Origin of the sequence: Ochrobactrum sp. C6C9 (assembly GCF_022627935.1) — a bacterium.
Lineage (GTDB): Bacteria > Pseudomonadota > Alphaproteobacteria > Rhizobiales > Rhizobiaceae > Brucella > Brucella teleogrylli.
In genome coordinates this window covers 1-1,732 of the sequence record NZ_JABXGB010000079.1, presented here as the reverse complement: position 1 = coordinate 1,732, position 1,732 = coordinate 1, and the positions used below count along the sequence as shown (strand labels likewise).

Sequence of the window (1,732 nt, the reverse complement as noted above, 5' to 3'; positions counted from 1 at the left end):
TTGTTTTAGCAAGTTAAGGATGCGACAGCGCCAGCAAGATAGAAATGCGACAGGCGCGCACGCTCAGCCCCCATTCCGAGAGGCTGGTCGGGGTTGCAAGCGAGGAATGGGGGCGGGTCGATGGGTGCCCTTCGGCTTTAGCTCTGAGAGTGCCAAATGTCATTGATCTGGCCATTTCACTCCGTCGCAGCCAACCGAGCCAACGCTTTTTCCCGACGCGCGATAACGTCAGGATCGTTCATGTAAGCGGTGCGCGATTTGCGTTCACGCTTCTGATACCCGTTCCCGACACTGCCATCAGGCACGCCAAACAGATGGTTCGTCTGACCTGTGCGACGGGGACCGCTCTTGCTGCGTTGCAATTCCCGGCCCGCCTGCATCTCGGCCACAATCGAAAGCATGTCATCCAGTCGCTTGTTCTCGACAACAGGCGACCGGTGAACAGAACGAAGCTTGTCGAACGTTGTATAGGGCAGGGTGTCCGTACCATGCATGATCTCCAGACGACCATCGGGATAGTCGCAGACAATCACCTTTTGTCGAGCCAGCCGCTTTGCAAGCTCCGTCGGCTCCAGGATGAACAGCACCTTGTCGTAACGCAGCGTCAGTGTTTGCGACAGTGTCCGCACTTCCTTCCGGCACATCGCACCATCGATGTTCTCATGTGCGGCCAGCGGTCGGTGCATATCTTTGGGATTGCGCGGATCCTTGCCAAAACGGGCATTGAAGTCTGCAATATATTCCGGCGCATAAGCATTGGCTGCTTCGATCGTATCAATGCCGCGCAGTCGCAATTCCTTGACCAAACGATCCTGCAAAGTTCTGTTTGCCCGCTCGACACGGCCTTTGGCCTGCGGGGTATTGGCACAGATAATGTCGATGTTGAGTTCATAAAGCGCCCGGCCAAACTGGGTCAGACCGCTCGTGCGATCTTTCTGCGAACCATGGGTCGTGCGAAACACACCATGTTTGTCACTGTAAAAGGCCAGCGGCTTGCCCCATTGCTGCAGGTAGGCCTTCGTCGCATGAAAATAATCAAACGTGTTCTCTGATCCAGCGAAGCGCAAATGCAGGAGCTTGCCCGTGGCATCGTCAATATAAACGAGGAGGGCGCATTTGGGACCCCGCTCCTCAAACCACCAATGATGCGAACCATCGATCTGTACCAGCTCACCAAAGCAATCACGCCGACCGCGCGGCTGATGCAGTTGTCGCTTGCGTTCGCGCCGTGACGTCCACAAACCCGCCACCGTCATCCATTGCCGCAGCGTCTCCTTGCTGACCGAAAGCCGGTGGCGTTCGGCAAGCTTCTCACAGGCCAGTGTCGGTCCAAAATCCCGATAATAAGCCCGTACCAGATCCAGCACCGCATTCCGGAAATCCTCGCTGTAACGACGATTGCTCGGGCGTCCGCGTCGTCCCGAAATCAGACCCGAATGCCCAAGCTTGTCGTAAGCCTGTAAAAGACGATGGATCTGGCTGCGGCTGAGATCCAGCAATGCAGTCGCCTGGATAACCGTCAGACGACGATCTCGAATCTTCTGAATGACTTCCAATCTATTGAGTTCTTTCTGCGACATCGTAATCAAACAAGACATGGCAACTCTCTAAACGGATACGTGTGAAGAGCCGCCCAGTCTTCCTTTCCTCGTTCGATCTGAACAGGGCACGCGACCTAAAAATGTCGCATCTCTATCTTGCCCATCTGTCGCATCTGTATATTGCTGTTATA

General features: G+C 55.0%; 1 protein-coding gene. It reads right to left on the bottom strand.

Annotation, left to right across the window (positions count from 1 at the left end; translation table 11 throughout):
- Nucleotides 1–176: 176 nt before the first annotated feature.
- On the bottom strand, nt 177–1,598 hold the full coding sequence (locus HWD97_RS24095; RefSeq protein ID WP_109365971.1) for an ISNCY family transposase: 1,422 nt from the start codon (nt 1,596–1,598) through the stop codon (nt 177–179).
- Nucleotides 1,599–1,732: the final 134 nt, after the last annotated feature.

Excerpts from the sequence above, each read along its gene's own strand:
- HWD97_RS24095 (WP_109365971.1), bottom strand. The coding sequence starts at position 1,598 with ATGTCTTGTTTGATTACGATGTCGCAGAAAGAACTCAATAGATTGGAA.